The 23205-nt window shown below is 34.2% G+C and carries 29 protein-coding genes and 1 pseudogene; 24 read left to right on the top strand and 6 right to left on the bottom strand.

Features of this window, described 5'->3' with window-relative positions; translation table 11 throughout:
- Positions 1–756 precede the first annotated feature (756 nt).
- The 5 genes from NEH75_RS05420 to NEH75_RS05400 form a co-directional block, all read right to left on the bottom strand.
- Complete coding sequence (locus NEH75_RS05420; RefSeq protein WP_212724393.1) at positions 757–972, bottom strand: alpha/beta-type small acid-soluble spore protein; 216 nt, start codon at positions 970–972, stop codon at positions 757–759.
- Between the two features lie 125 nt (positions 973–1097).
- Complete coding sequence (locus NEH75_RS05415; protein ID WP_055241174.1) at positions 1098–1295, bottom strand: alpha/beta-type small acid-soluble spore protein; 198 nt, start codon at positions 1293–1295, stop codon at positions 1098–1100.
- Positions 1296–1369: 74 nt separating this feature from the next.
- Positions 1370–1555 carry an alpha/beta-type small acid-soluble spore protein gene (locus tag NEH75_RS05410; protein ID WP_055241172.1) on the bottom strand — a complete coding sequence of 62 codons (186 nt, stop codon included), beginning with the start codon at positions 1553–1555 and terminating at the stop codon, positions 1370–1372.
- Positions 1556–1668: 113 nt separating this feature from the next.
- Positions 1669–1866, bottom strand: coding sequence for an alpha/beta-type small acid-soluble spore protein (locus NEH75_RS05405; protein ID WP_055241169.1), 198 nt, complete (start codon positions 1864–1866; stop codon positions 1669–1671).
- Between the two features lie 195 nt (positions 1867–2061).
- A complete protein-coding gene (locus NEH75_RS05400) occupies positions 2062–2259 on the bottom strand; it encodes an alpha/beta-type small acid-soluble spore protein (protein ID WP_055241168.1) in 198 nt (65 codons plus the stop codon).
- 136 nt (positions 2260–2395) lie between these two features.
- Here NEH75_RS05400 and NEH75_RS05395 point away from each other — a divergent pair, with 136 nt between their 5' ends.
- The 23 genes and pseudogenes from NEH75_RS05395 (at position 2396) to NEH75_RS05290 (ending at position 21288) form a co-directional block, all read left to right on the top strand.
- On the top strand, positions 2396–3142 hold the full coding sequence (locus tag NEH75_RS05395; protein WP_055241166.1) for a TrmH family RNA methyltransferase: 747 nt from the start codon (positions 2396–2398) through the stop codon (positions 3140–3142).
- A 171-nt stretch (positions 3143–3313) separates the two neighbouring features.
- Entirely contained in the window at positions 3314–3781 is a 468-nt protein-coding gene (gene rimP / locus NEH75_RS05390; RefSeq protein ID WP_055304999.1) for a ribosome maturation factor RimP, read from the top strand.
- A 15-nt stretch (positions 3782–3796) separates the two neighbouring features.
- Positions 3797–4852, top strand: coding sequence for a transcription termination factor NusA (gene nusA, locus NEH75_RS05385; protein WP_055241162.1), 1056 nt, complete (start codon positions 3797–3799; stop codon positions 4850–4852).
- A gap of 28 nt (positions 4853–4880) precedes the next feature.
- On the top strand, positions 4881–5153 hold the full coding sequence (rnpM, locus tag NEH75_RS05380) for an RNase P modulator RnpM (RefSeq protein WP_055304997.1): 273 nt from the start codon (positions 4881–4883) through the stop codon (positions 5151–5153).
- A 9-nt stretch (positions 5154–5162) separates the two neighbouring features.
- A complete protein-coding gene (locus NEH75_RS05375) occupies positions 5163–5465 on the top strand; it encodes a L7Ae/L30e/S12e/Gadd45 family ribosomal protein (RefSeq protein WP_055276367.1) in 303 nt (100 codons plus the stop codon).
- Between the two features lie 26 nt (positions 5466–5491).
- A complete protein-coding gene (gene infB, locus NEH75_RS05370) occupies positions 5492–7585 on the top strand; it encodes a translation initiation factor IF-2 (protein ID WP_055304995.1) in 2094 nt (697 codons plus the stop codon).
- Positions 7586–7618: 33 nt separating this feature from the next.
- Positions 7619–7972: a 30S ribosome-binding factor RbfA gene (gene rbfA, locus NEH75_RS05365; RefSeq protein ID WP_055241154.1), complete on the top strand. Its 354-nt coding sequence runs from the start codon at positions 7619–7621 to the stop codon at positions 7970–7972.
- A gap of 500 nt (positions 7973–8472) precedes the next feature.
- Complete coding sequence (locus NEH75_RS05360; RefSeq protein ID WP_055304993.1) at positions 8473–10305, top strand: LTA synthase family protein; 1833 nt, start codon at positions 8473–8475, stop codon at positions 10303–10305.
- Between the two features lie 90 nt (positions 10306–10395).
- On the top strand, positions 10396–10848 hold the full coding sequence (locus NEH75_RS05355) for a DUF4362 domain-containing protein (RefSeq protein ID WP_237297080.1): 453 nt from the start codon (positions 10396–10398) through the stop codon (positions 10846–10848).
- A gap of 114 nt (positions 10849–10962) precedes the next feature.
- Positions 10963–12756, top strand: coding sequence for an excinuclease ABC subunit UvrC (uvrC, locus tag NEH75_RS05350; RefSeq protein ID WP_055305027.1), 1794 nt, complete (start codon positions 10963–10965; stop codon positions 12754–12756).
- A gap of 132 nt (positions 12757–12888) precedes the next feature.
- A complete protein-coding gene (locus NEH75_RS05345; RefSeq protein WP_055241147.1) occupies positions 12889–13101 on the top strand; it encodes a helix-turn-helix domain-containing protein in 213 nt (70 codons plus the stop codon).
- 125 nt (positions 13102–13226) lie between these two features.
- A complete protein-coding gene (locus NEH75_RS05340; RefSeq protein WP_055276373.1) occupies positions 13227–13424 on the top strand; it encodes a hypothetical protein in 198 nt (65 codons plus the stop codon).
- Positions 13425–13998: 574 nt separating this feature from the next.
- Complete coding sequence (locus tag NEH75_RS05335) at positions 13999–15090, top strand: exonuclease domain-containing protein (protein ID WP_055276375.1); 1092 nt, start codon at positions 13999–14001, stop codon at positions 15088–15090.
- Positions 15091–15234: 144 nt separating this feature from the next.
- A complete protein-coding gene (locus NEH75_RS05330) occupies positions 15235–16236 on the top strand; it encodes a GerMN domain-containing protein (protein WP_055276377.1) in 1002 nt (333 codons plus the stop codon).
- Between the two features lie 56 nt (positions 16237–16292).
- Positions 16293–17003 carry a ribonuclease PH gene (gene rph, locus NEH75_RS05325; RefSeq protein ID WP_055241139.1) on the top strand — a complete coding sequence of 237 codons (711 nt, stop codon included), beginning with the start codon at positions 16293–16295 and terminating at the stop codon, positions 17001–17003.
- Positions 17004–17015: 12 nt separating this feature from the next.
- Entirely contained in the window at positions 17016–17609 is a 594-nt protein-coding gene (locus NEH75_RS05320; RefSeq protein ID WP_055241137.1) for an XTP/dITP diphosphatase, read from the top strand.
- 11 nt (positions 17610–17620) lie between these two features.
- Positions 17621–18130, top strand: coding sequence for a YfcE family phosphodiesterase (locus NEH75_RS05315; protein ID WP_055276379.1), 510 nt, complete (start codon positions 17621–17623; stop codon positions 18128–18130).
- A gap of 20 nt (positions 18131–18150) precedes the next feature.
- Positions 18151–19077: a tetratricopeptide repeat protein gene (locus NEH75_RS05310; protein ID WP_055304991.1), complete on the top strand. Its 927-nt coding sequence runs from the start codon at positions 18151–18153 to the stop codon at positions 19075–19077.
- Between the two features lie 120 nt (positions 19078–19197).
- Positions 19198–19341 carry a hypothetical protein gene (locus NEH75_RS05305; RefSeq protein WP_237252530.1) on the top strand — a complete coding sequence of 48 codons (144 nt, stop codon included), beginning with the start codon at positions 19198–19200 and terminating at the stop codon, positions 19339–19341.
- A 51-nt stretch (positions 19342–19392) separates the two neighbouring features.
- A pseudogene (locus tag NEH75_RS13595) lies at positions 19393–19500 on the top strand (GNAT family N-acetyltransferase); the annotation flags it as partial.
- Positions 19501–19795: 295 nt separating this feature from the next.
- A complete protein-coding gene (locus NEH75_RS05300) occupies positions 19796–20284 on the top strand; it encodes an NUDIX hydrolase (protein WP_055304989.1) in 489 nt (162 codons plus the stop codon).
- Between the two features lie 83 nt (positions 20285–20367).
- Entirely contained in the window at positions 20368–20934 is a 567-nt protein-coding gene (locus tag NEH75_RS05295; protein ID WP_262941162.1) for a GNAT family N-acetyltransferase, read from the top strand.
- A 15-nt stretch (positions 20935–20949) separates the two neighbouring features.
- The gene (locus NEH75_RS05290; RefSeq protein ID WP_055276389.1) at positions 20950–21288 is read left to right on the top strand and encodes a hypothetical protein; all 339 of its coding nucleotides are present in this window, start codon (positions 20950–20952) and stop codon (positions 21286–21288) included.
- 246 nt (positions 21289–21534) lie between these two features.
- On the opposite strand, the gene pgeF is transcribed toward NEH75_RS05290, so the two are convergent.
- Positions 21535–22350 (bottom strand): peptidoglycan editing factor PgeF, encoded by an 816-nt coding sequence (pgeF, locus tag NEH75_RS05285; RefSeq protein ID WP_055304987.1) that lies wholly within the window; start codon positions 22348–22350, stop codon positions 21535–21537.
- 125 nt (positions 22351–22475) lie between these two features.
- On the opposite strand from pgeF, the gene NEH75_RS05280 reads away from it, so the two are divergent.
- Positions 22476–23144: a potassium channel family protein gene (locus tag NEH75_RS05280; protein ID WP_055241120.1), complete on the top strand. Its 669-nt coding sequence runs from the start codon at positions 22476–22478 to the stop codon at positions 23142–23144.
- Positions 23145–23205 lie beyond the last annotated feature (61 nt).

Below are 23205 nucleotides of genomic sequence, written 5' to 3'. Positions count from 1 at the left end.
AGTCTATCTGCTTCAATGGAAACACCTCATTTATTAACAAATAGTTAATAGAATCAGTAGGATTTAAAACTTAAATCGCTCCAACGGAAACACCTCATTTATTAACAAATAGTTAATAGAATCAGTAGGATTTAAAACTTAAATCGCTCCAACGGAAAACCTCATTTATTAACAAATAGTTAATAGAATCAGTAGGATTTAAAACTTAAATCGCTCCAACGGAAACACCTCATTTATTAACAAATGGTTAATAGAATTAGTAGGATTTAAAACTTAAATCACTCCAATGGAAACACCTCATTTACCATAACATTGATGATATTTAAGTGTGATTAACTCATAGTTGGCGGATTGGATCTCATATTTATCCCTCACGTATCTTTTGTAATTGATTGTGACTATCTGATTTATTTTTGGGTGGATTAGCTTTCATGATTAATCCCTCACATTTTTAATGTTCTAGAATTAGAAAGTGAATCTGAGACCGAAAATAAATGCTTTGGTGGATTAGTTTCCATTGTCAATCCCTCACGTTTCAAATAAAATTTAAAGCGTTTGGTGCAATTAATTCACAGTAATACGTTATGTTAAATACGCTTTGGTGGATTAGCTTCCATCATTGATCCCTCACGTTTCATTAGAATTTAACGTGAACTCCGTATAGTTGGCGGATTAGTATTCATGGCATTCCCTTACATTCATGTTTATTTAAAACAATTGTGTTACAGGTTTGTACATGATGCTAAAACCCAATTGTTATTGTTGGTTTTGAGAACCTAATTGTTGTTGAGCTTGTTTCACTAAACGTTTAGTGATTTCACCACCAACAGAACCATTTTGACGAGCAGTTGCATCTGCACCTAATTGAACGCCTTGTTCACTAGCGATCTCATATTTCATTTGATCAATAGCATTTTGTGCTCCAGGAACAAGAAGTTTGTTACTGTTTGAGTTATTTGAGTTGTTAGCCATTTTGTTCACCTCCTAACAATCATTAGAGTGTCCCTAATGAACAAAATCATTCTTAAAAATAGATGGTAAAATTAACCAAAGACACTCTAATGGATACGTTTTATCTATAACTTAAAATTCTTTAGTTATTTTTGAGATGTTCCACCTAATTGTTGTTGAGCCATTGCAACGAGACGTTTAGTGATTTCGCCACCAACAGAACCGTTTTGGCGTGAAGATGTATCAGGGCCTAAATTTACACCAAATTCTCGAGCAATCTCATATTTCATTTGATCAATTGCATTTTGAGCACCAGGAACAACTAATTTATTACGTCTTGACATATTAATAACCTCCTGACATTGGTACCATTAAGGTAGAATGTAATTTTTAAACACTGTACAGATTAGAGTTGGAACTATTTTATTAAGCTTTGTTTAGCTTGGGCAATAAGTCGTCTAGTAATTTCGCCACCTACAGCCCCGTTTTCTTCAGCAGTTGCTTTACGACCGAAGTTAACACCAAGTTCATTTGCAATTTCCATTTTTAATTGATCAACTGCTTCTTGAGCACCTGGCACAATTAATTTATTTCGTGTTGCCATGATGTGACCTCCTGATCTTATGTTGAGTTTATTTGTTTGACCTCAACATAAGAAACTTTTCTTACAAGTCGAAGCTAAGTTTATTACTTCATCAGAAGTCGTGACTTAGTTTCTTATTTTGAACCTAATTGTTGTTGGGCCATAGCGACTAAACGTTTAGTAATTTCGCCACCAACAGAACCATTTTGGCGCGCTGTCGCATCAGGACCAAGATGAACACCGAACTCATTAGCAATCTCAGCTTTCATTTGATTGATTGCATTTTCGGCACCAGGAACAACTAATTTATTACGACCTGATTGATTTGCCATGATTGTCACCTCCTGACAATCATAATTTGCACATATTCGACAAAATAATACACAAAAAATGATTTTTTTGAAATTTATTTTCGATTTAATTAATGAAGAGTAGTGCAAAAAGCTAGAATACTAATCAGTCTCTTAAGGGGAGATATAGAAAGAGGCAACCATCTGATTGCCTCTTAAAAATTGTTTCTTCTTATATTATTGTTGGTTTTGAGAACCTAATTGTTGTTGAGCTTGTTTCACTAAACGTTTAGTGATTTCACCACCAACAGAACCATTTTGACGAGCTGATGTATCTGGGCCAAGAGTTACGCCAAATTCATGAGCGATCTCAGCTTTCATTTGGTCGATAGCATTTTGAGCACCAGGAACAACTAATTTATTACGACTGGCCATATTTGTCACCTCCTGACAATCATAATTTGCCCGCATTCGACAAAATAATACACAAAAAAATTTAAAAATATGAGGTGACAGAAAACAAAATAGTGTATAGTAAAGAAGAATTCTAAAATAATTTATAGGTGATGACATGTTAATTGAATCAAGTAGTAATCCTAAAGTTAAAAAATGGATGAAGTTAAAACAAAAAAAATACCGATATCAATCAAATGAGTTCATTGTTGAAGGTGAACACTTAGTATTAGAAGCAATGAATTCAAATGTTGTTAAAGAAATTTTAGTTAAAGAAGGATCAACGGTTCATTTAAATCCGGCTTTTAATGGAAAACAACCGGTTTATATTTTAAAAGAAAACTTATTTACTCAAATTGCTTCTACTGAAACACCACAACCAATCATGGCGGTCTGTGAAATGAAGTCAAAAACAATTGAACGTCACAATCGTTTATTATTGTTAGATCGTGTTCAAGATCCAGGAAATTTAGGAACCCTTTTAAGAAGTGCTGTCGCGTTTGGTTTTGATGGTGTCATTTTAGGAGATGGATGTGTCGATGTGTACAATGAAAAGGTCATCCGTTCAACACAAGGTGCGATTTTTAAAATTCCAATCGAGTTTCATTCATTAAAAGAATATGTGCCAATGCTTCAAGCGAATGGTGTTAAAGTTTATGGAACAAGCTTAGAAAATGGACAGCCGTTAGGAGAAATCGAAGAGGATTCTCAAATGGCGTTTATTTTAGGCAATGAAGGTCAAGGAGTTAATCCAGAATTACTATCCACAACAAATCGAAATATTTTTATTGAAATGACACAAAATATTGAATCTTTAAATGTTTCGATTGCGGGTAGTATTATAATGTACCGTTTTCGTCTATAATAAAGATGATGGGCCACATGGTAAAAATACTGGAAGAACACAATTATTCATGAATGACTTTACTAGCTAATTAAATTGTGTTAAAATAATTTCACATAGTATTTCGTGTAAGAGTGGGACTTCCCACTCTTTTGTATTATGGTTAAAATGTTTGAAAGAGGTGAAATCCTAATGTCAAATATCGTAGCTAAAACAGAAGAATTAGTTAAACCGATTTGCGAGGCAGCTCAAGTTGACTTAGTTGATGTTGAGTATGTGAAAGAGGGGCAAGTTTTCTTCTTACGTGTGTATGTTGATACACCAGAAGGAATTGATATTGACCAATGTGCGACAATTGCCGAAGCATTAAGTGAAAAATTAGATCAGCATGATTATATCGAAGATGAATACATGTTAGAGGTTTCATCACCAGGTGCTGAGCGCCCATTAAAAACAAAAGAAGAGGTGGCACAGTCTATCGGAGCTTATGTTAATGTAAGAACGTACAAAGCGATTGATAATCAAAAAGAATTCGAAGGTTATTTAACACAATTCGAAAATGATATCATGACACTTGAAGTATTAGTTAAAACTCGCAAAAAAACAGTTGAAATCCCTTATGATATGGCATCTAAGGTTCGACTTGCGATTAAGTTTTAAGGAGGATATATAAGGATGAACACGAAAGAGTTTTTTGCTGCTCTTGAATTACTTGAAAAAGAAAAAGGTATTTCAAAAGATATTATTATTGAAGCTTTTGAACATGCATTAATTAGTGCATATAAGAAAAACTTTAACCAAGCAACAAATGTTAAAGTTGAAATCAATGAACATACTGGAACAGTTAAATTATATCAACAAAAAACAGTCACTGAAGATGTAACGCGTCCTCAAGAACAAATTAGTTTAGCTGAAGCGATGCGTATCAACCCTCATTATGAAGAAGGAGATATCATTAACTTCGAAGTAACACCTAAAGATTTCGGACGTATTGCAACACAAACAGCGAAACAAGTTGTTAAACAACGTATTCGTCAAGCAGAACGTGATAATTTATTCCAAGAATTTAAAGATCGCGAAGGAGAAATTGTCACAGGCATTGTGGTAAAAGATGATGGTAAACATGTTTTCGTTGACTTAGGAAAAATTGAAGCATTATTACCAATGCGCGAAATTATGAACCCAGATGAAATCAAACCAAATTCACGTATTAAAGTTTATATTAGTAAAATTGAATCTAAAAATAAAGGACCAGTTGTTTACGTTTCACGTAAAGATCCAAACTTAATTAAACGTTTATTTGAATTAGAAGTACCAGAAATTTATGATGGAACAGTTGAAATCATGTCAGTTGCTCGTGATGCTGGAGATCGTACAAAAATTTGTGTGGCTTCAGAAGATCCAAACGTGGATCCAGTTGGAGCATGTGTTGGTCCATCAGGACAACGTGTACAAAACATCGTGGATGAATTAAACGGTGAAAAAATTGATATCATTCAATTCTCTAAAGACCCAGAAGTATTAGTTGCAAATGCATTAAGTCCAGCGCAAGTAACAAAAGTAGTAGTGGATGAAGCGAAAAAAGCAACAGTTGTTTTAGTTCCAGATAACCAATTATCATTAGCTATTGGTAAACGTGGACAAAATGCTCGTTTAGCAGCTCAATTAACTGGATGGAAAATCGATATTAAACCTGAATCTGAAGCTGAAAATTTAGGAATTGAACTATAATAAAAAAATCACGCAAGGAGGTCATTGTATGAAACAAAAGAAAATCCCTATGCGTAAATGTGTCATTACAGGTGAACAAAAACCTAAAAAAGAATTAATTCGAATTGTTCGTGGGACTGATGGTGAAGTATCAGTTGATACAACTGGTAAGAAGAATGGTCGTGGCGTCTATTTACACTTAACACCCGAAGTTGTTGCATTAGCTAAAAAGAAAAATATTTTAAGTCGTCACCTTGAAGTTGAAGTTCCTGAAGCTATTTATGAAGAATTAGCTGAATTAGCACAGAAACAAACGAAATAGGTGATGAAGATGAATCAACAATGGTTGAATTTTTTAGGCTTAGCATTAAGCGCCGGTGCTGTGATTACAGGAGAACAACTTGTAGTTGGGGCTATTCAAAGTAAAAAAGTACACTTTGTTATCATAGCAGAAGACACAGGAGCGAATACATTTAAAAAGGTCACTGATAAATGTAAGTTTTATGGTGTCGAATGGGTACAAAAAGCAGGTAGTGATGAACTAGGTCATGCATTAGGTAAAGACTTTAGAAAAGTTGTTGGGATTACCGATCCTAATTTTGCAAAAGCTTTAAAAAATAAAATTAATGCGTAAATGCATACATTAAGTGAGGTGACGAAATGAGAGTACATGAATATGCAAAACAATTAAATCTTTCTAGTAAAGAGGTGTTGCAGTTTTTATCAGACAACAACCTCTCAGTTAAAAGTCACATGTCAGTGTTAGGAGACGATGTTATATTGATGTTAGATAAAAATTTTAAAAATGAAAAAACTAAAATGGAGTCACAAGTAAGCAATGAAAAGGACTCTACAAATGATACAGACGATTTATTCAAATATGATGAGTATGTTGAAGTAAAACGTCCTAAAATTACAAAAAAGAAAAAAGCAAATCAAAAGAAAAGTAAAAATGATAAGAGCGATCGTATTGCAAACGTTCCTGTTAAAGAAGACAAAGATGCTGCTATCGTTTACTATAGCGATGAGTTAACAGTAGGGGATTTAGCTGAGCGTCTTGGAAAATCAACTGGAGAAATCGTTAAGCAATTATTAATGCTTGGAATGATGGCGACAGTTAACCAAACATTAGATCGTGAAACAGTTGAATTATTAGCTGAGGAAGCTGGATTCGAAGTAAAAGATAAAATCTTCACTGATGTAACAGAATTCGAAAAAATCGTGATTGAAGATTCAGAAGAAGATTTAGAAAAACGTCCACCAGTTGTTACAATCATGGGGCACGTTGACCATGGTAAAACAACGTTATTAGATGCAATTCGTAACTCACGTGTCGTAACAGGAGAAGCGGGAGGAATCACGCAACATATCGGTGCATACCAAGTTAACCACGGTGGAAGTGTCATTACATTCTTAGATACACCAGGACATGCTGCGTTTACATCAATGCGTGCTCGCGGTGCACAAGTGACAGATATCTGTGTTCTTGTTGTTGCATCAGATGACGGTGTTATGCCACAAACAAAAGAAGCAATCGATCATGCTAAAGCTGCTGGAGTTCCAATCATTGTTGCTATCAACAAAATGGATAAACCAACGGCTAACCCAGAACGCGTCATGCAAGAATTACTTGAATTCTCATTAGTTCCTGAGGATTGGGGTGGAGATACAATCTACGTTAAGTTATCTGCTTTACAAGGTGAAGGAATTGATGACTTATTAGAAATGATTAATTTAGTTTCTGAAATGAACGAGTACAAAGCGAACCCTAAACGTTTAGCAACAGGTACAGTGATTGAAGCTAAATTAGATAAAGGTCGTGGACCAGTTGCAACATTATTAGTTGAAAATGGAACATTACGTATTGGAGATGCTATCGTTGTAGGTAATACTCACGGTCGTGTTCGTGCAATGGTTAATGATTTAAATCAACGTATTGAAGCTGCAGGACCATCAACACCAATCGAAATCACTGGATTAAATGATGTTCCTCAAGCAGGAGATCGCTTCATGGTATTCCCGAGTGAAAAAGAAGCACGTCAAATTGCTGATCAACGTACAGCAAATGCTCGTGAACTTGGAAATAAACCAGGTAAAGCCGTTTCATTAGATGACTTATTCTCTCAAATCCAAGAAGGAGAAATGAAAGAATTAAATGTTATCATCAAAGGTGACGTTCAAGGTTCAGTTGAAGCTTTAAGTGGATCATTACAAAAAATCGATGTTGAAGGTGTTAAAATTAACATTATCCGTGCATCAGTTGGAACAATCACTGAAACTGACGTAACATTAGCGGCAGCTTCAGGAGCAATCATCATCGGATTCAACGTACGTCCATCATCAACGACTCGTCAGCAAGCAGCTAACGAAGGGGTAGATATTCGTTTACATTCAATCATCTACAAAGTGATTGAAGAAATCGAAGCAGCGATGAAAGGGATGTTAGATCCAATCTTCGAAGAAAAAGTAACAGGACAATTAGAAGTTCGTCAAACATTCAAGGTATCAAAAGTTGGTACAATTGCTGGATGTTATGTAACAGATGGTTCTGTATCACGTAATGCAAGTGTACGTGTTATCCGTGATGGAATCGTCGTCTTTGAAGGTGAATTAGGTTCATTAAAACGATTCAAAGACGAAGTTAAAGAAGTTAACTACGGTTATGAGTGTGGTATCACAATCGAACGCTACAACGATATCAAAGAAGGAGATATCATTGAAGCGTACGTAATGGAAGAAGTAAAACGCGCTTAATAAACGGAATTATATAAAAAAGGGTGATTCAGGATGTCACAAATTCGAGTACAAAAACTTTCAAAACAAATTGAACGTGATGTAACGGATATCATCATGAATGAAATTAAAGATACAAAAGTGGGATTTGTTACGGTAACAGGAGCAGAAGTAACGAGTGACTTATCATTCTGTAAGATTTACTATTCTGTTTTAGGTGGAGAAAATCGTCGTGAAGCGGCAACAAAAGCCTTATTACGTGCAAAAGGATTTATCCGTAGTGAGTTAGGGAAACGTATGTCGACACGTAAAGTTCCAGATTTAATTTTTGAAATTGATGAATCAATTGAATATGGTAATAAAATTGATATGATGTTAGCAGATTTACGCCGTCAAGGTAAAATGTAATCATATTAGGTGAAAGGGGCCATCTCAAAATGAGGTGGCTCTTTTTTTGTGAGAAATAGCAGAGGTATATGGATGAAGATTAAGCTAATTTAACAATCATTTTTAAATGAAGATAGAAGAGGAGAAGTAATACTTATAAGCATTTTTATTTGACAGAAAATTTGAATTAGGGAGGGCTCAATCGGTAACATATTATTTTGTACAATAATATGTTACCAACACTAAATGAACCGAAAGCGTTATTTTAAAACCATTTATTAGAATGATATTAGAATAATCTGACAAAGTTTACGATTTTTCAAATCGACCATTTCTCATCAAATGCAAACTTTTTTAACAATTTTGTTTAATTAAGCTTGCATTTTAGGGTAGTAAAAAAAGATTAAAATATGATGAGATCAATGCTTTTTAAGTTCTCGAGTGAGGCATAAGTAAAGAGAAATATTGACATAAATCCTTATTATGGTAGATTATTTAAGTAGATAAGGGGGAAACAAACAATGAGTTTAACTAAAAATCAAAAATTAATGTTTATCGCTAGTTTCATGACATGGCTACAAACATATATTGTTTATAAATTTTTTTTCCGACTATCGTTGGTATCTTTAGGGGAAGAGATCTTAATTGTTATTAATTCAATTGGACCTATCTTATTAATTTATGGATCAATCTATTTTTTAAAACCCTCAAAAAGAAGTTTTGCAATTATCGGAGTATCAGCGCTTTTCTCAGTCATTATGATTGCAAATACATTGTTTTATAAATTTTATGATGATATCATGACGCTACCTATTTTACTTCAAATGGATAATACAGGAGGGTTAGGAAGTAGTGTGATGAACTTAATTGATTTTAAAGTATTATTTCTAATTATGAACTTACCTATTTTAATGGTAGCAAACCGACGACTAAAAGATTCAACTAAGGGTACTCCTCACTTTTATAAGAAATATTTTATTTCAATGATTGGAGCTTATCTTTTAACGTTTGGGTTATCGTATTTGAGTGGATTACCGATGTTTAACGTTCCATATAATCGTGAAGTTATGATTAAAACGTTGGGCATCTATCAATATGGCCTTTATGATATTTATTTAAGTTTAACCACACCAATTGACTATGCGCTTGCTGAGAATAATGAATTTATTGAAGTGAGTAACTATGTCAAATCCAATCAAATTAACCCTAATTCCGAGTTGTTTGGAGTGGCAAAAGATCAAAATATTATTGTCATTTCATTGGAATCGTTACAAGAATTTGCAATTAATTTAGAAGTCAATGGGGAAGAGGTAACGCCATTTTTAAATCAGTTCATTCAAGAGTGTTATTATTTTAATAACTTTTATCAGCAAACGTCACAAGGGAAAACATCAGACGCTGAATTTATTACTGAAAACTCATTATATGCTGCTGATCGTGGATCAGCTTTTTATGCGAAATCGCAAAATCAATATGAAAGTCTCGCTTCTATTTTGAAGGGGCAAGGTTATTATACGGCTGTCTTTCACGCCAATGAGAAGGAGTTTTGGAATCGTGAGACGATGTATGAAGCACTTGGATTTGATCATTTCTTTGATGAATCTGCGTTTTTAGTCAACGAAGAAAATAGTTTTGGATGGGGATTAACCGACGAAGCTTTCTTTGAACAGACGTTAGATTATCTGAAAGGACTGCCCCAACCTTTTTATGCAAAGTTACTAACGCTCACGAATCATTATCCATTTGAAATTCCAGAGCAGTATCAGTACATTTCGCCAGGAGAGACAAATAATGAGATTGTAAACCACTATATTACGACCGTTCGTTACTTAGATGAAGCACTCAAATCTTTTATCACGAACTTAAAAGAAAGTGGCCTTTATGACAACACAATAATTGTGATGTATGGTGATCATTATGGATTATCAGAAAGTTATTATGAGGATTTAGCGATATTACTTCAGGAAGAAGAAATTACATTAAATCGACACTTAGATTTACAACGCGTGCCATTTATTATTCATTTGCCGAATCAAGAAGAAGGAGAAGTGGTTTCTACGGTTTCAGGACAGATTGATATGAAGCCGACACTTTTAAATTTAGTTGGATTACCAGTGAATGCGTACATCAATTTTGGACAGGATTTATTTGCCGCTGATCGTCGTGAATTGATTGTGTTACGAGATGGAAGTTTTATTGGAAGTGAGTATCGATATGCTGATTCAACATGCCTACGTTCTGATTCAGGTGAGTTGGTTGATCAAAGTTTTTGTGAGTCACTAGAAAAGGTGGCTGTACAAGATTTATACTATTCTGATTTGATTTTGAATAAGGATTTATTAAGATTCCAATAATCAGATTAAAAAACTGAGCATTCTCTTGTTTTCGACATAAAAAAGATGATAAAATAACACCATAATTGACATAATAGGTGGTGGGATTTGGTGAAAAAAACAAGTATTAGTTTTGGAGTTTTAATAGTGTTAGTGGTACTCAGCGGATATTTTATTTGGGGAGATTTTAATTTACAAGTGAATGCCCATGATACATATGATGTCATGCAAGGAGAAACGGATGGAGATGTCATCCAAGCTGAGACTAAAATTATTAATCTTTCTCGATTAGAACAGTTCTATAAACAGGTGAAGCGAAATAATGATGATCATATTACAGTTGCCATTCCCCAATCAAGCCAAAAATATGAGTTATATGAGTTACATGTTTCAAATGGAAAGTTAAAGCTTTACTATGATATTATTGAAGATGGCCAAGGAAGAAAAGAGTATAAAGTGAAGGTTTATGATTCAATGAAGAAAATTTATAAGCAAGACCAGGTCACTTATATTTTAATTAATGGTCAAGAAGAACGTTCGTTTTTATCATATAATCTGAAATAATGATGTGGGCAATGAGCCAAACTAATCCTAGGAATCTTCGTTTAAAAATAAATGAAGACTAGGATTTTTTATTGCAAAACGATAACGTTTCAAAGGAAGTAAGAGGTGAAACGCTTGAATCAATTATTAAAAGATAAACTATCTTTATTACCAATGAATCCTGGATGTTACTTAATGAAGGATGCTAAGGGTCAAGTCATTTATGTGGGAAAAGCTAAACGTTTAAAAAATCGTGTCAAATCCTATTTTACAGGTTCACATAATGGAAAAACGGCACGTTTAGTTCGTGAAATTGTCGATTTTGAATATATTATCACATCGAGTGAACTTGAAGCGCTCGTCTTAGAAATCAACTTAATCAAAAAATATGATCCCAAATATAATATAATGTTAACGGATGATAAGCACTATCCATATATTAAAATTACGAATGAAACCCATCCACGACTCGTAACAACACGAAAAATAAAAAAAGATGGTGGAAAGTATTTTGGACCTTATCCAAATGCAACGGCAGCTAATGAAACGATTCGTTTATTAAATAAATTATACCCATTAAGAAAATGTCATACGATTCCGAAAAAAGTTTGTCTCTATTATCATATTCATCAGTGCTTAGGACCGTGTGAATATGAAATCCCAACCCAAGATTATAAACCGTATATTGAGGAAATTTCCCGCTTCTTAAAAGGTGACTATTCAAAGGTAAAAGCCGATTTAGTGAAACGAATGGAAGCAGCAGCTGAAAATTTAGAGTTTGAGCGTGCTAAAGAATATCGCGATTTAATCTTTCATATTGAAGCAACCGTTGAAAAGCAAAAGATGACATTAAATGATTTTATTGATCGAGATGTCTTTGGTTATGCTGAAGTTGAGGGACGAGTCTGCGTTCAGGTCTTTTTTATTCGTCAAGGAAAAGTGATTGAGCGTGAAGTATCGATTTTTGACGGAATCGATGATGTCGAAGAAGCTGTGTTAACGTTTATTGGACGCTTCTATCAAAGTAATAATACCTTAAAGCCAAAAGAAATTTTTATTCCTTCAACATTAGATCAAGAGTTATTGTCTCAGTTGCTTGATGTGAAAGTGATGGTTCCAAAACAGGGAGATAAAAAAGAACTTGTTGATTTAGCGATGAAGAACGCAGAGATGGCGCTGAATGAAAAACTTCAATTGATTGAAAAGCAAGAAGAACGTACGTTAAAAGCCGTTGAAAAATTAGGGGAGTTATTAAGTCTTCCAACGCCCCATCGAATTGAAGCCTTTGATAATTCTCATCATCAAGGAATGGATACCGTTTCGGCAATGGTTGTGTTCACGGATGGTCGTCCAGATAAGAAAGAGTATCGTAAATATAAAATTACGACGACGTCAGAAGGTGACGATTATCAAGCGATGAAAGAGGTTATTTATCGTCGTTACTTCAAAGTACTTAATGAAGGATTACCAGCTCCAGATTTAATCGTCATTGATGGTGGAAAAGGACAAGTGAATGTTGCGATGGAAGTACTTGAATCATTAAATCTATCTATTCCGGTTGTGGGATTGGTTAAAGATGAAAAGCATCGAACAGCGTTTTTACTTGATGGTCGTGATATGGAAGAAATTAATTTAAAGAAAAAAGGTCGAGAAAATGTTTTTAATTTATTAACCCGTATTCAAGACGAGGTTCACCGCTTTGTTTTAAGTTTTCATCATCAAACGGCACAAAATCGTCAATTAACATCGATTTTAGATGAGATTCCAGGCATTGGACCTAAACGAAAACGATTATTAATTCAAAATTTTGGATCACTTGAAAAGATGCTAGAAGCAGATGACTCAGCCTATGAACAACTTGGATTTGCTCCAGAACTCATTCGTCGTGTGAAACTATTTATTGGAGAAGAACTACAGAAAAAACAATAATAATTAGCACGGTTTTGACTGATTAGGTGGCACTAATCATGACTTGATACATAAGATATACTAGATACGGTGGCAATAACCGTCGTATCAACGAGGATAATGACTACCTCAAAAGAATAGGGGGTAGAAAGGTTGAACAAAGGTCAGTCAATTTTAACGAAGAGAGAACAAGAAATTTTCGACTTACTCGTTCACAATATGACTACGGGTGAAATTGCTGAGGAGTTGAAAATTAGCGAAAAAACGGTTAGAAATCATATTTCAAATGTGATCTTAAAACTTAACGTCAAAGGACGCTCACAGGCTATTATTGAGCTATTAAGATTGGGTGTCATTAAACTATAAAAATCACCACCTTTAAAGGTGGTTTTTTTACGTATTTTTATATCAAGTAATTATTAGTTATTCGATTGTTGCTTAGGTAAGTGTATGATAAAATAAGGTTATCATTGTTAGGTGGAGGAATTTTAATGACGTTGGGACAGTTTTTTCAATTATTAAGTCTAGTGATGCTTGTTGTTATTTTAGGACTTGGAAATCAAATGGTGACATGTATTGCGCTTCATATCATTTTGATTGTATTTTTATATGGATTCGGTGTGCTACTCGATCGAATGAAACAAATTTTAGATTTATTAAAACAACAGCAAACTAGTAATGGTCAATAGTTATCACTGTTTTAATTTTTTATAAAAGATGGGTTGGGAGGTGCTAGCCAGTCATAAAGCTAATTATTCAAAGCATATAATAGATTATTAATCAACAAATGCTATCCCTTTTTGAAATAGATGAGCTTCATGGAATGACGACTAGATTTAGGAGTTAAATGTGGTAGTTATTGTAGGTTAAGCTTTGAAATCATCAGCCAGATTTAAAATTTTATCTATATGTAAAGCGAAAAAACTAGATATTTCAAGTTAAGCTTATTTCTTAAAATACTTGGATATTAAGACGGACTATAGTAACGATGGATCATGGACCATTTCTAACCGAAATGAATCCACCACTGATAGGGCTTAAAATTTTCCCTATAGAAAATTTATCGTGACGTATATAAATTTACGTCATTAATGACGTCGAAAAAAATGATTACTCAGAGGTTGTGAGAATATAAAAAAATAATGTGCGAGTAGATTAAAGGGAGAAAGTGTATTATAATAATATAGAATGATGAAGATTTAAACTTCAGTAATTTTAAAGAAAAAAGTTTAAGGCATCATGTAGATATGATGAAACTGTTTGATGGAAGTGGTCAGAATGCTCGGACATACCGGAGTGATTTTAAAAATAAATTTAGACGAACATAAAATCTTAATGAATGAGACGTGGTTTTCATTCGACCCTAAGCTAACGGTATCAACGTCCATGATTGGACAGTCCGTGCAATATAGCTTAAGTGGGAAGAAGAAAATTAATCATCTTGAGTTAACGATGCAAAAATGTAAAGAATTAAAAGGGAAAATTCAATCATTGAATTTATCGATTCCGCGTATTTCGTTACATACAGGTGGGCAATTGATTCATTTTTATATTACGCCCAAACATTTTAATGTTATTAAATATCAATATAAACCTGGAGATTTTCTTCAGTTTACGTATAACCCAATGGAATTCAAAATTGGAAAATCTAGTTATTTTGCGATTACAGCGATTAAAAACGAAAATCGTAAGAAAGCTGAAAATCCTCAAGTTATTAAGCACGAATTAAGACAAACAATTAATACGTTATTAGATTCGAACTATTATGCCTTTTTAGATTTAGAGTTTTCGATGAGTGGTCCTGAATACCGAGGGATGAAGTTTCACCCTGAAATTATTCAATTCGGTTTAATCATTGCAGATGCAGAAGGAAATCTAGTAGAGAAATTCTCTGCTTATGTGAAACCAACCTTATTCCCGCATGTTTCAGGAAAAACACAAGAATTCTTAAAAATTACCGAATCAGCGATAGCTTATGGAATGAGCTATCAAGACTTCTATGATTATATTAAAGAAGTTATTGCACGATATAACCCAATCTTCTTGGTTTGGGGAGTTTCAGATGGTTTCATTCTAGAAAACTCTTATTTATTAAATCAGGTTGAGCCTTTATTTGAAACCGATCAACTTATTGATTTACAACGTGTTCATCGACAATATTACCAAATTGGTCAAGATATTGGACTATATAATGCCATTAAAAGTTATGAAATTTTTACGGGGACACAAATTCATGATGCGATTGTGGATGCGCTTGTTTTACATAATATTTTTTATAAATTTAAATCAATTATTTTATCGAATGAGAAATATCCATTTAAAGAAAACTATCAAAATATCATGAATAATCGCTAACCATGCAACGAACAAGATAATTTTTATCGAATGATTTAAAGAATTGACATCTATTCTCGACTCTTTAGATAACTTGCGGTAAAGGTTATCTTTTTTTTTACCCCTTCATATAGTAGCTATATATTTAAGAAGAGGTGAAAAGAAATGGAAACGAAATGGGTAAAAAAATTAACATTACCAGTCCTCGCAATGTTGTTTATTTATTATGCTAGTAGATCTGAAGATCCTGCAGCAAGAAACCTAGTCAATACGATGAGTGAACAAACATCGCAAGAACAAATCGTCTATTCGTCAGAAGAGTATTATGCAGTTTATGCCTTACATGAGTCAGACAATCTTGTCAAAACATACGTAAAAAAAGGTGAAGAAAGTAATCCAATTCAAGCAATATTTGAAATCTTAACAACTAAATCAAATCAGCTGCCTGTTGGAACCACTTCTTTAGTCTCACCTACGGCTACTTTAAATGATTACCACTTAGAAAATGGGGTCCTGACACTGAATGTCTCACCGGAATTTTTAGATTATACAGCTGATGAAGAACAAGATTTGTTATCTTCTCTTGTTTGGACGTATACTGAATTAGTTGATGTCGATAAAGTGAAGTTTGAGATTGATGGGGAACCTGTGTCTAATTTAAATGGAACATTGCCAGTCAGTCGTGGACTTGACCGATCAATGGGAATTAATTTAGAATTAGATACAACAAACTTTGATGAAACGCAGCTTGTGACGCTTTATTTTGTAACAGATGATAGTAAAGATGGATTGCTAGTTCCAGTCACACGTCTTATTCCAGCTTCAACTGATCCAGTTACTTATGCTATCTCTGCTTTAATTCAAGGGCCTGTGAATCAAAATTATGTGAGTGTTTTTGATCAAGAGACGACATTATTGAGTGATCCAGTCATTAGTGATGGATTAGTTTCATTAAATTTCAGTTCTGAGTTATACTATGACAGTCAACAAACAAAAGTTTCATCAACGATGTTAAAACAATTGGTGATGACATTAACGGAATTAGATGATATTGAAATGGTTTCGGTTTCAATCAACGGAAACATTAAAGTGATGGATGAGGTAGATCATTCTATTGCGGTACCAACGAGTCGATTCGATTTTGAATCATTAATTGAAGCCCAATAAAAAAGAGATTATGTTATAATAGGGGATGAAAGTTTTAATCAAGTAAGGTGATAAATATGAGAGCAAACGAACGTAAGAATAATGAACTAAGATCGGTAGAATTTATTCCCCATTATATAATTAATCCTGAAGGAGCCGTCCTTGTCTCATTCGGAAATACAAAAGTAATCTGTACGGCAACCATTGAACATAAGTTACCGCCATTTATGCGTGGACAAGGAAAAGGTTGGATTACAGCTGAATATTCAATGTTACCACGCGCAACTAATACACGTAATATTCGTGAAGCAGCACGCGGAAAAGTGAGTGGCCGTACGATGGAAATCCAACGTTTAATTGGTCGCTCACTTCGTGCAGCTGTTGATTTAGAAAAATTAGGAGAACGTACAATTTGGATTGATTGTGATGTGATTCAAGCCGATGGTGGAACACGTACTGCATCGATTACAGGAGCAATGGTAGCGATGAAATTAGCCTTTGATAAATTAGTGGCTGATGGAACGATTGCTGAGTCCCCATTAAAAGAATATTTAGCCGCCATTTCGGTTGGAATTTTAAATGGTGAAGTCATTTTAGATTTAAATTATGAAGAAGATTCAGCAGCTGAAGTGGATATGAACGTGATTATGACAGAAAGTGGTCAATTTGTTGAAATTCAAGGAACAGGTGAGGAAGCAACGTATTCTCATGCACAGTTACTTGAAATGTTAGACGTAGCAAGTCAAGGAATTCAACAATTAATCGCGATGCAAAAACAAATTAGCTAAGGAGTCTAGAGAATGAAAGAAGTTATTATTGCTACTAAAAATGCTGGAAAAGCTAAAGAATTTGAACACATTTTCAGTCAATATCATATTACTGTCAAATCGTTACTTGATTTTGAAGAAATCGAAGATATCGTAGAAGACGGAGAAACGTTTGAAGAGAATGCCTTAATTAAGGCGCGTGCAATTGCGAAACAATTTAATCAAGTTGTGATTGCTGATGATTCAGGTTTAGAAGTCGATGCACTTCATGGACGTCCTGGCGTTTATAGTGCGCGTTATGCAGGAGAAGGCCGCGATGATCAAGCGAATATTAAAAAAGTATTAAGTGAGTTAGAAGGTATTCCAACTGAACAACGTGGGGCTCGCTTTGTTTGTGCATTAGCTTTAGTGACACCTGAAGGAGAGGAGTCAGTCGTTCGTGGAACGTGTGAAGGACAAATCTTGACAGAGTGTTTAGGAAGTGAAGGGTTCGGATACGATCCAATCTTCTACTTACCGGAACTTGAAAAGACAATGGCACAAATTCCGAAGCATCAAAAGAATGTATTAAGCCATCGTGCGGATGCCTTTGCGAAATTACAAACTATTTTAATGAATTTAGTGTAGAGGGATGAGCCATGAAAATCGTAGTTGTTAGTGATAGTCATGCGGATGTAAAAAGTTTAAAACTCATTCGTGAGCGCCATTTACACGACGCAGATTTATTTATTCATTGTGGAGATTCTCAGCTCATGAGTAATCATCCGGACATTCAAGGTTACTTAACCGTACGTGGAAATTGTGACCTCGATCAGCAGTATCCTCTTCATCGTGTTGAGAAACTCAATCATCGAGAAACCTTATTTATGACACACGGACACCAGTATGATGTTAAATATTCAATGCAACGTCTTTACTATAAAGCTTTAGAAGTTGGAGCTAGCATCGTTTGCTATGGCCACTCTCATTGTATAGGAGCAGAAATGAATGAAGGCATTCTCTTCTTAAATCCCGGAAGTGTCGTTTTACCGCGCAATACAAAAGAGAAGACGTATGCCATTATTACAGCTGAAACTGATGAGTTAGAGGTCATTTATTTAGAGGTAAGCACAGGCGATGCCTTGATTCGCCAAACATTTAATCGTTAAGAAGAAAGGTAGGGGATCTAATGCCAGAACAAACTTACCAATACTATTTAAATCAAAAAACAGTGGCTGCACACTATTTAGAGCTCGGGAATGTTTCAAAAGCATTAGAACATTTTATTAATGCCTACCAAACACCCTTTGGAATAGAGGATTTAGATTTAATGCTTGAATTAGCTTTTTTATATGATGAAGTTGATGAGCAGAAAAACGCCATTCAGCTCTTTTATGACATGATTAAATTAGATCCAGAGTTTCCAACCTCTTATTATGGATTAGCGACGATTTATGATGATAATGAAGATTATGAGAAAGCCATTTATTACTACAAAAAAACAATTGAACTTGATCCGAATTATGAGGCTGCACATTTTTTCTTAGCTAATATCTATGATGAATTAGGAGAAAATGAAAAAGCTATTTATCATTATGAGAAAACGATTGAAATTGAGCCAGCCTACTATTATGCTTATATTAACTTAGGATGTATCTATGAGGCTGAAGATAAGAACTTAAAAGCTTATCATTATTTCTATCGTGCGCATCAAGTCGATCCAGCCGATTACATGGCACTATTTAATTTAGGCGTGGCCTGCCGAAAATTAGGACAAATTAAAGAATCTATTCGCTATTATCGTAAATCATTAAACAGCAATCCAGAGTATTCATTCACATACTTAAATTTAGCTATTTTATATAAAGAAGTATTTGAAGATTATCAAGAGAGTATCGCGTTATATACCGAGGGGATTAAATATAATCCTGAGGTTTCAGTTTTTTATTATAATCGTGCGTGTTGCTATGCCTTATTACACGAGAATGAAAAGGCGTTAGAAGATATTAAATTTTCAACTCAATTAAGTCCTAGTTTAATTGAGTATATGAAAACAGATGATGAATTGTCTGACATTAGACAAATGCCAGAATATCAAGCGATTTATAATGAATAACAAAAAAGACAGCTCCTTCTGCAGCGGGAGCTGTCTTTTTTATGTTAAGTTTAAATAATAGGTGTGGATAAGTTTGAGGGCGTATAGTAAAATAAGGAATCTACTGAAGGGGGAGATTTTATGAAACTTAAACAAACCGAATTAACAGAAGAGTTCGCGAAGCAAATTTGTACTTGGTGCTATGAAGCACCTTACGATCTTTATAATTTATCATCATGGGAAGAGATGTGTGAGGAAGGGTGGGTCCAAAGATTAAGATCTTAGGTATCTTCCATTGGTAGGGCTTAAATAATTTGTTTATAAAAGTTAGTTGGTTTTGTCAATTTATTAAATGAAGATGAGCATGTCTTCTTTGGGATTGGTGTTCATCCAGATTACTGCTCGAAGGGAATCGGTCAACAAATTATTGCATTGGCTAAGTAAGAAAGTATCCGTCGTTATGGCCAGAAACCGCTACATCTAGAAGTTCGTACTTGGAATAAACGTGCCATTCGTTGTTATGAAGCTCAAGGATTCAAAATTATCGCTACAAAGACACAAACGACCTCATTAGGAACTGGCGAGTTTTACGAATGAAACTTTATTGAAGCTCTGATTATTAATGAATTAGTCTCATGTTTACACAACGTGACCGTTATCTTAAGTAAAAAAGAAATAATTAGCATTTAAGGATTAACAGAAGAGATGAGATAATAGAATGTTACAGGAGGGGAATAGGATGGATTTAACCTTTAAAACAAAAGAAGGACGCTTTAATTATCGAGTGGCGGGGGTTATGATTCATGAAAATAAACTACTCATCATGAAAGATCATCGTGCTCCTCATTATTATTTACCAGGTGGACGTGTGAACCTTCATGAAACGAGTACATGCGCTATTTTACGCGAAATCAAAGAAGAACTTCAAGTAGAGGGAAAAGTTAATCGTTTGCTTTGGATTCATGAAAACTTTTTTTACGAACAAATATTAAATGAGCCGTTTCATGAAATTTGCTTTTATTACCTTATCGATTTACCAAAAGAATTTTTAGAAAGTAGTCCCAATCATTTTGTAATGGAAGAGAATAAGGATTGGTATTTGTCTTTTGATTGGATACCATTAAGCCGACTTGATCAGGTGATGATTTACCCCGAATTTTTAAAAGAGGCTATTTATCAATTACCAGAATTCCCCAAACATATCATAACTTATGATAAAAAGTCATAATAGATGTGGATAACTTACTGTAATTTACATTATATTCCAAAAGTGGTATACTGATTAAAATTATAAAGAGAGAAGGAATGTAAATGTTAGCTCATAAAGGAACACAACTGATTGAAACAGAGCGTCTGATTTTAAGACCTTTTACGTTATCCGATGCTAATGATATGTTTAAAAACTGGACAAGTGATGATGAGGTGACAAAGTATTTGACATGGCCGACGCATTCATCCATTGAAGTCAGCGAAATGATTATTGATTCATGGGTGGCAGGCTATGAAGACAGTCGCTATTATCAATGGGCAATTGAGTTGAAAGAGAGTCATGAGGTAATCGGAAGTATTAGTTTAATGAACGTAGATGATGAAAAGGAATGTGGTGAGATAGGATATTGCATTGGACGTCGGTATTGGAACCAAGGAATCGTAACAGAAGCTTTTCAGGCGCTCATCCCCTTTTGTTTAAATGAGATTGGCATTGAACGGTTAGTGGCACGTCATGATGTCAATAACCCAGCTTCAGGTCGTGTCATGCAAAAATGTTTTTTAACTTATGAAGGAACACTGCGTAAAGTAGAGAAAAATAGTCAAGGAGAATTTATCGACTGTTGCTACTACTCTATCTTGAAAGATGAGTATCCGTGTTCAAAATAAAAGGAGGGATAACACTTGCAGTGGTGGGGATGGCTTTGCTTTATCATTATGATTGCCTATTCAGGATACCCTGGACGAGTTAGAAAGCTAGAAAATCAAGTGAAGAAATTAAAGCGACAATTAAAGGGAGAGGAGAGTATGTCAAAAATTTTAAATTCATTAATCAATCAAGAGTGTATGATTAAGACAGAAGAGCTGTGGGGAAGTAATGATGGCGTTTATACTATCTTAGAGGCCGATGATGAGTGGGTGAAAATCTCATACACGACTAAAAAAGGTGAACGTAAACTCAAAATTATCCGAATTGAATCAATAGATACTATCGAACTGATTCAAAAAAGTGAATCACTCTAATCTGATAGTTCATTCAGTTTTGGGATGAATTAAAAATTTTATTTAAAGATATGATGATTTTTATAGTCATACTTTTTATTGCTCTATCAAGCTGTTTTACTATTATTTTCATGTTAAGACTCCGTTATTTTTCGATACTTTTTGCGACATATTATCACATTAAGCTAATATATGAAAAATGATCAATAAAATCTTGAACTTTAATTAAATATAACAAAAAAAGACCAACAAAATTGGTCTTTTTAACTATTTTTTCAGGCACATGAAGTTCATCATGCGTCCTGTTTGATTATTTTTACGGAAGCTATAGAATAAATCTTCATCTGTGTAAGTACAATAAGAAGTCATCACGATATTTTCAGCTGGAACCCCTTCGTGAATGGCTTGTTTATAGTTTAATAATTTAGGGTCAAATTTATATTGTCCATTTCCTAATTCAATAAATGTTTCATCCCAACCCTCAACTTTTGATTTTTTCACTTCATTAATCACGGTATCATCCACGCGGTAAGCATCACGCCCAATGCATGGACCAATCGCCACATAAATATCAGTCGCATCAATCTGTTCAACCTCTTTTAAAGTACGTAACATTTCATGCATCATGCCATCTACTGTCCCACGCCATCCTGCATGAGCGACTCCAATTAATTCATGTTTAGGGGCATAGAAGTAAAGAGGAGTACAGTCCGCATAGAACGTCGCTAACACAACGTCTTTTTCTGTTGTATATAATCCATCTGTCGCTTTAATTCCAGATTCAAAACTATGAACACCAGCTCCTAAATCAGCTGATGTCACTTTATGAACAGCGGTTGTATGCATCTGTTCTGCAAATACCCATTTTTCTAATGGCATCTCAATTGCATCAGCAACCACTTGACGATTTTTTAAAACGGCTTCTGGTTCATCTCCAACATGATAAGCAATATTTAAGCCTTCAAATTTATCAATCGATGTTCCACCCTTAATTGTCGTAAATCCAGCAATTAAATTCTCATTTTTATTCATCCATGATTCAATGAACAATAGATTTTCCTTTAAAATAAATGGTTCTTTCATCATATCACCTCATCATTATTATAACAGAGCACAAGAAAAAGATGTAAAAAAAGATAAACTCTTCACATAGATTCCCTTCATTAGGTTAAACTAATAAATAATTAATCATGAAGAGGAATAAAGTTATGAAAAAGAAAAATACAACCTTTGCCGTCATTGGATGCGGACAATTTGGAGGAAGTGTCGTTTCAGAGTTAGCTAGCCAAGGAGCAGACGTCATTGCCATTGATCGAAATGAAGATGTAATAAAAAAATATGTCAACATTGCGACACATACTATTGTCTTAGATTCAACCGATGAAGAATCATTAAGAAGCATCGGAATTCGTAATGTTGACCACGTGATTATTGGAATCGGTCAAGATATTCAAGGAAGTATCTTAACAGCTCTTTTATTAAAAGAAATTGGCGTCAATAAAGTAACAGTGAAAGTTGTGAATGATTATCATAAAAAAGTCATCTTAAAGATTGGTGTAGATAACGTCATTCAGCCTGAAAAAGATACTGGGAAGCGTCTCGCACATCAAATGCTTTCAGACCGGATTCTAGATTATATTGTCTTAGCAGATAACTACAGTATCATTGAAATCCTAGCTGTTGGACCAGTGATTGATCATACATTGATAGAATTAAATATTCCCACACGATTTAGGATTAATATTACCGCGATTAAACGCCAAAATAGTATTATCGTTCCACAAGCAAATACCTCAATTATTACTGGTGATAGATTACTTGTTATCGGTGAAAACAAAGATTTAACTGAATTTAATCATTGGTTATTAGATGACTAATCTAAAAAAATAGACTTCCAAATGGAAGTCTATTTTTATTACTACGTTTTTTATCAGATGC

The sequence above is a fragment of the Turicibacter sp. T129 genome, from assembly GCF_025594975.1.
GTDB classification, from domain to species: domain Bacteria; phylum Bacillota_I; class Bacilli_A; order MOL361; family Turicibacteraceae; genus Turicibacter; species Turicibacter bilis.
This window is presented reverse-complemented; position numbering and strand designations above follow the sequence as displayed.

Coding starts and splice junctions, on each gene's coding strand:
- NEH75_RS05340 (WP_055276373.1), top strand. CDS start 13,227: ATGACGTTGGGACAGTTTTTTCAATTATTAAGTCTAGTGATGCTTGTT.
- NEH75_RS05395 (WP_055241166.1), top strand. CDS start 2,396: ATGTTAATTGAATCAAGTAGTAATCCTAAAGTTAAAAAATGGATGAAG.
- NEH75_RS05415 (WP_055241174.1), bottom strand. CDS start 1,295: ATGTCAAGACGTAATAAATTAGTTGTTCCTGGTGCTCAAAATGCAATT.
- NEH75_RS05300 (WP_055304989.1), top strand. CDS start 19,796: ATGGATTTAACCTTTAAAACAAAAGAAGGACGCTTTAATTATCGAGTG.
- nusA (WP_055241162.1), top strand. CDS start 3,797: ATGAACACGAAAGAGTTTTTTGCTGCTCTTGAATTACTTGAAAAAGAA.
- NEH75_RS05320 (WP_055241137.1), top strand. CDS start 17,016: ATGAAAGAAGTTATTATTGCTACTAAAAATGCTGGAAAAGCTAAAGAA.
- NEH75_RS05310 (WP_055304991.1), top strand. CDS start 18,151: ATGCCAGAACAAACTTACCAATACTATTTAAATCAAAAAACAGTGGCT.
- rimP (WP_055304999.1), top strand. CDS start 3,314: ATGTCAAATATCGTAGCTAAAACAGAAGAATTAGTTAAACCGATTTGC.
- pgeF (WP_055304987.1), bottom strand. CDS start 22,350: ATGAAAGAACCATTTATTTTAAAGGAAAATCTATTGTTCATTGAATCA.
- NEH75_RS05280 (WP_055241120.1), top strand. CDS start 22,476: ATGAAAAAGAAAAATACAACCTTTGCCGTCATTGGATGCGGACAATTT.
- NEH75_RS05295 (WP_262941162.1), top strand. CDS start 20,368: ATGTTAGCTCATAAAGGAACACAACTGATTGAAACAGAGCGTCTGATT.
- infB (WP_055304995.1), top strand. CDS start 5,492: ATGAGAGTACATGAATATGCAAAACAATTAAATCTTTCTAGTAAAGAG.
- NEH75_RS05375 (WP_055276367.1), top strand. CDS start 5,163: ATGAATCAACAATGGTTGAATTTTTTAGGCTTAGCATTAAGCGCCGGT.
- NEH75_RS05405 (WP_055241169.1), bottom strand. CDS start 1,866: ATGGCAAATCAATCAGGTCGTAATAAATTAGTTGTTCCTGGTGCCGAA.
- NEH75_RS05400 (WP_055241168.1), bottom strand. CDS start 2,259: ATGGCCAGTCGTAATAAATTAGTTGTTCCTGGTGCTCAAAATGCTATC.
- rbfA (WP_055241154.1), top strand. CDS start 7,619: ATGTCACAAATTCGAGTACAAAAACTTTCAAAACAAATTGAACGTGAT.
- NEH75_RS05420 (WP_212724393.1), bottom strand. CDS start 972: ATGGCTAACAACTCAAATAACTCAAACAGTAACAAACTTCTTGTTCCT.
- NEH75_RS05315 (WP_055276379.1), top strand. CDS start 17,621: ATGAAAATCGTAGTTGTTAGTGATAGTCATGCGGATGTAAAAAGTTTA.
- NEH75_RS05330 (WP_055276377.1), top strand. CDS start 15,235: ATGGAAACGAAATGGGTAAAAAAATTAACATTACCAGTCCTCGCAATG.
- NEH75_RS05360 (WP_055304993.1), top strand. CDS start 8,473: ATGAGTTTAACTAAAAATCAAAAATTAATGTTTATCGCTAGTTTCATG.
- rph (WP_055241139.1), top strand. CDS start 16,293: ATGAGAGCAAACGAACGTAAGAATAATGAACTAAGATCGGTAGAATTT.
- NEH75_RS05335 (WP_055276375.1), top strand. CDS start 13,999: ATGGAAGTGGTCAGAATGCTCGGACATACCGGAGTGATTTTAAAAATA.
- NEH75_RS05305 (WP_237252530.1), top strand. CDS start 19,198: ATGAAACTTAAACAAACCGAATTAACAGAAGAGTTCGCGAAGCAAATT.
- rnpM (WP_055304997.1), top strand. CDS start 4,881: ATGAAACAAAAGAAAATCCCTATGCGTAAATGTGTCATTACAGGTGAA.
- NEH75_RS05410 (WP_055241172.1), bottom strand. CDS start 1,555: ATGGCAACACGAAATAAATTAATTGTGCCAGGTGCTCAAGAAGCAGTT.